Annotated in this window: 4 protein-coding genes; all 4 read right to left on the bottom strand. The window is 71.0% G+C overall.

What is annotated here, in order from left to right; translation table 11 throughout:
• Positions 1-181: 181 nt before the first annotated feature.
• Positions 182-382, bottom strand: a complete 201-nt coding sequence (locus CWC38_RS10945) for a methionine/alanine import family NSS transporter small subunit (protein WP_121846758.1) — start codon at positions 380-382, stop codon at positions 182-184.
• Positions 379-2,145, bottom strand: coding sequence for a sodium-dependent transporter (locus CWC38_RS10940; RefSeq protein WP_121846757.1), 1,767 nt, complete (start codon positions 2,143-2,145; stop codon positions 379-381). Before CWC38_RS10940 ends, CWC38_RS10945 begins: the two co-directional genes overlap by 4 nt.
• 95 nt (positions 2,146-2,240) lie before the next feature.
• Positions 2,241-3,203 (bottom strand): polyprenyl synthetase family protein, encoded by a 963-nt coding sequence (locus CWC38_RS10935; protein WP_121846759.1) that lies wholly within the window; start codon positions 3,201-3,203, stop codon positions 2,241-2,243.
• A 109-nt stretch (positions 3,204-3,312) separates the two neighbouring features.
• A complete protein-coding gene (locus CWC38_RS10930; RefSeq protein ID WP_121846756.1) occupies positions 3,313-4,584 on the bottom strand; it encodes a geranylgeranyl reductase family protein in 1,272 nt (423 codons plus the stop codon).
• Positions 4,585-4,800 lie beyond the last annotated feature (216 nt).

The following is a 4,800-nucleotide window of genomic DNA, read 5'->3' as shown; positions in this document are numbered from 1 at the left end:
CCGCTGAGGCGCACCCCCGCCCTGCACGGGTTGCCCACCGCCGACTGTTCCCCCTCGTCCCTCGTCCGGGTGGGAAGGCGTGACGTCCACCGGCGCTCGAGAGGCGGAACGCGGAAGGCCGCCCCGGACACGTGGTCCGGGGCGGCCTCTGCTGCGGGTGGAGCCGTGGGGCAGGCGCAGATCAGGCGCGGCGGCCGGGGGCCGCGGGCTCCCCGGTCCGAACGGCGTCCTCGTCCGGGACGCGGTCCTGCTCTCCGGGGGCCGGGGTGTCGAGCTCGTCCACCTCCTCCGGGGAGCGCTTGATGTTGATCAGGGCCAGGAGGAGTCCTCCCCAGACCATGACCATGGCGACGATCATCATGACGACGGCGCTGGTGCTCATGAGAGTTCTCCTTCGGAGTGGCTGACGGGGGACCCCGCTGTGGAGCGCCGGGACGCGACCTCACCGGGGGCTGCGTGTGCCCAGGGTGCGTCCTTCTGCACCACGGTGCCGCGGTCGATGGCCCGCAGGGAGAAGTCCTGGCCCAGGGCCGCGGTCCGCCCGGCGGTGCCCGCGTAGTGGGTCAGGGACTGCTTGTTCGCAATGGCCTTGCGGTCCAGGTAGGCGTCCTCGATGGGAGGCGCCGGACTGGTGAAGGCCTCCGCCGTGCGCCTGCTCCACGGCATCCGGGACAGCAGGTAGGCGATGACCACCAGGGACGCGGCCATGCCCCACCCGAAGGTGTTCACGAACCACTGCGGCATGTCGTTGTAGCCCTCGGACGCGGTCTTGGTGACCTGGTCGATGAGGATGTAACCCAGGATCAGCGGGGTGATGCCGCCGGTCATGATCATCCACGTGCGGCCCAGCTTGAACGAGGACACCGAGTTGATGTGGTCGCGCAGCGTGGGCAGCGCGGAGAACCCCGCGGTCAGCAGCATCACGGACATCAGAGCCGCGGTCACGATGCCGAAGTTGTTGACGAACGCGTCCACGACGTCCAGCAGGTTCAGTCCCGTGGTGGTGGGGAAGAACAGCAGGGAGACCGCGGCCAGCGGGAGCACCACGAGCGCCACGGCGGCGGGGCGGGAGAGCCCCAGCTTGTCGCGCACGCCGGCCACGATGACCTCCACGATGGAGATCAGGGAGGTGAACCCTGCGAACGCCAGGGCGCCGAAGAACAGCACACCGATCAGGGTCCCGAACGGCGCCTGGGAGATGATCGCCGGGAACGCGATGAACGCCAGGCCGATGCCGGAGGTCGCCACCTCGGAGACCTCAGTCCCCGAGGCCGTGGCCATGAAGCCCAGGGCGGCGAAGACGCCGATGCCGGCGAGGATCTCGAAGGAGGAGTTCGCGAAGCCCACCACGAGCGCCGAGCCGGAGAGGTCCGAGCGGGGTTTGAGGTAGGAGGCGTAGGTGACCATGATGCCGAAGCCCACGGAGAGGGAGAAGAAGATCTGCCCGTAGGCGGCCACCCACACGGAGGAGTCCGCCAGTGCGCTCCACGAGGGGGTGAACAGGGCGTCCAGACCGGCGCCGGCGCCGGGCAGCGTGAGGGCCATGCCCACCATGATGAGGAACATGACCACGAGCAGCGGGATCAGCACCACGTTGAGCTTGCCGATGCCGTTCTGCACGCCCAGCATGAGCACCACCAGCAGCACGAGCCACGCGATGGCCGTGGCGATGAGCACGGGCCCGATGAAGTCGAAGCCGATGGTGACCTGGTCCGAGACCTTCATGTAGTCCTTCATGAAGAAGGAGGCGGGATCGTCACCCCACGCCTTGCTGAAGGAGAAGACGGTGTACTGCATGGCCCAGCCGATGATCAGCGCGTAGTAGATCGCGATCACCACGCAGATCAGCAGCTGCCACCAGCCGATGGTCTCGAGTTTGGGGTGCAGCCGACGGAAGGACAGCGGGGCGGAGCCGCGGTAGCGGTGGCCGATGGCGTAGTCCAGCATGAGCAGGGGGATGCCCGCGGTGAGCAGTGCCACCAGGTAGGGGATGATGAAGGCGCCGCCGCCGTTTTCGTACGCGACGTACGGGAAGCGCCAGATGTTGCCGAGGCCGACGGCGGAGCCGATCGCGGCGAAGATGAACATGGTGCGCCCGGAAAATGCTTCCTTGGCGGCGGCACCACGTGGTTTCTCAGTGGACATGCGTGAACCTCACACGGAAAAGAGTGTCCCCCAGGAGCATCACGGGGTGTCGCCGATACTCCAGGGGTGATGAATGTCTCAAGCTTACTGAGTGCTCAACCCTTGCGGTGGACCACCGCGTGGGCGAATTCGATCAGTGCTGCCTTGGCCACGCAGTCCTGCAGGGGTTCCAGGGCTGCGATGGCCTCGTCCGCCCACCGGTTGGCGATCTGCCAAGCCTCGGCGGCCGCGGGATGCTCCGAGACGGCCGCCACGGCGGTGGCCAGGGCGGCGTCGTCGGTGAGGTCTCCGTCGATCAGACGGAGGACAGGTTCTGCGGCGGCCGCGACCCCGGGGTCGGTGCCGGCGGCGTCCCGGCGCAGCAGCAGGACGGGCAGCGTGTCCACGCCCTCGCGCAGGTCCGTGCCGCGGGTCTTGCCGGAGACGTCCGGGTGGCCGGTGAGGTCGATGATGTCGTCCGCGAGCTGGAAGGCCAGGCCCACCTTCTCGCCGTAGACCACCATGAGGTCCACCACGGAGCGGGGTGCGCCGCCCAGCAGCGCACCGTACTGGCCGCTCGCGGCGATGAGCGAGCCGGTCTTGCCGGAAAGCACCTGGATGTAGTGCTCCACGGGGTCCTGGCCCTCGGCGGGGCCCGCGGTCTCCTTGAGCTGGCCGATCACGAGCCGCTCGAACGTGGTGGCCTGGATCATGAGGGGTTCCTGGCCCAGCGCGGACACCATGGCGGAGGCGCGGGCGAAGATCAGGTCCCCGGTGAGGATGGCCACGGTGTTGCCCCACACGGTGTGGGCCGTCTCCACACCGCGGCGCAGGGGAGCGGAGTCCATGACGTCGTCGTGGTAGAGGGAGGCCAGGTGGGTGAGCTCCACGACCACGGCGGCCTCCACCACCTCGTCCGTGATGCTGCCGGCCGCCTCCGCCGCGAGCAGTGCGAGCAGGGGGCGCACCCGCTTGCCGCCGGCGCGCAGCAGGTGGCGTGCCGTGACGTCCGCGAGCTGGTCCGTGGCGCGCAGGGACTGGTCCAGCCGCTCCTCCACGCGTTCGAGCGAACGCAGCATGAGGGGTCCCAGGTGCGGGTCCTGGGCAATGAGCTCGAAGCCCGCGGGCAGGCGCAGGGAGCCCTCGGGGCGGCTGGGTTCAGTCACGGTCCACCACTCTATCGACAAATCAGGCCGCGGGCGTCAGCGCGTCCAGCACCGCGATGGCGCGATCCGTCACAGTCCGGGCGGGGCGGTCCGAGAGCTCCGTCATGACCTGGACGGCGAAGCGCATGAGCGCCGGGACGGACATGCCCGCGCGCACGGCCGCGGAGAGGACTGCCGGGTGGCCGATGAGCTCGGCGAGCGCCCGGCCCTGCGTGAAGTGCGCCCCCCACTCGGCGCGAACGAGCTGCGGGTAGCGGGCCAGGGCGTTCTCCCGCTGCTGGGGGCCGTTCGCGGCGGCGGCGTCCGCAATGCACTGCGCGGCGAACAGTGCCGACTCCATGGCGTTGGAGATCCCCTCGCCGTTGAACGGGGAGACGAGCCCGGCGGCGTCGCCCAGGAGCATGAGCCCGGGGACGTAGTGCGGTGTGCGGTTGCCGGCCATGGGCAGGGCCGCGGAGCCCACGGTGCCCACCTGGTGCTCGGGGTCGAAGGTCCACTCGGCGGGCATCGAGGCGGTCCAGCTGCGCAGCACCGCGCGGTAGTCCAGGGAACCGAAGGCGGGCGAGGTGTCCAGGATGCCCAGGCCCACGTTCGCGGTGCCGTCCCCCACGCCGAAGATCCAGCCGTAGCCGGGCAGCAGGGCGCGCTCGGTGCGGGTGCCGTCCTCGAGCTCGAGCCAGCCCTCCATCCAGTCCAGCTCCGAGCGCGGGGACCGGTAGTAGGTGCGCACGGCCACGCCCATGGGCCGGTCGGTGCGCCGGTGCAGCCCGGCGGCCACGGCGGTGCGGGTGGAGTTGCCGTCCGCGGCAAGCACGAGGTCCGCGCGGTGCTCCTCGGTCTCCGCCGTGCGCCGTCCGGTCTCCGGGTCCAGCACCGCGGCCCGCACGCCCACCACGCGACCGGTGCCGTCCCGCAGCACGTCCTTCACGGAACGGCGCTCCACCACGTTCGCCCCCGCGGCGCGGGCGTGGCGCACGAGGTCCTCGTCGAAGCCCGCGCGCGTGCGCACCAGGCCGTACGAGGGGAAGTCGGTGAGCTCGGGCCAGGGGAACTCCACGGTGCGCCCGGACGCCACGAGCCGCAGCCCGCGGTTGCGCCGGTAGCCCTCGGCCTCGCCGTGCGGCACGCCCATGAGGCGCAGCTGCTGCACGGCCCGCGGGGTGAGCCCGTCCCCGCACACCTTCTCCCGGGGGTACGCGGACTTCTCCAGGACCGTGACGTCCATGCCGTGGCTCGCGAGCCAGTACGCCGCCGTGGCGCCCGCGGGGCCGCCCCCGCTGATCAAGACCTTCACTGCGCCGCAGTCCTCCGCGTTCTCGGCTTGCGGGCACGCGCGTGCCCCTGGGTGGTGCAGCGCTCATTGTGCCACCGCCCTCCGACGCCGCGGCACAGCACGCCCCGCGCGCTCCCCGCCCGCACCCGGCGCGCGCGGCCGGTCCTCCCGCGCGCGTCCTATGCTGGTGGGCGATGACAACAGAGCTCCCCGCGCCCACCCTGAGCGCGCTCACCC

Origin of the sequence: Kocuria tytonicola, from assembly GCF_003687455.1 — a bacterium.
Classification (GTDB): domain Bacteria; phylum Actinomycetota; class Actinomycetes; order Actinomycetales; family Micrococcaceae; genus Kocuria; species Kocuria tytonicola.
Note: the sequence above shows the minus strand (reverse complement) of the source record. Positions and strands in the feature narration are given on the sequence as shown.

Excerpts from the sequence above, each read along its gene's own strand:
- CWC38_RS10945 (WP_121846758.1), bottom strand. The coding sequence starts at position 382 with ATGAGCACCAGCGCCGTCGTCATGATGATCGTCGCCATGGTCATGGTC.
- CWC38_RS10940 (WP_121846757.1), bottom strand. The coding sequence starts at position 2,145 with ATGTCCACTGAGAAACCACGTGGTGCCGCCGCCAAGGAAGCATTTTCC.
- CWC38_RS10935 (WP_121846759.1), bottom strand. The coding sequence starts at position 3,203 with ATGCTGCGTTCGCTCGAACGCGTGGAGGAGCGGCTGGACCAGTCCCTG.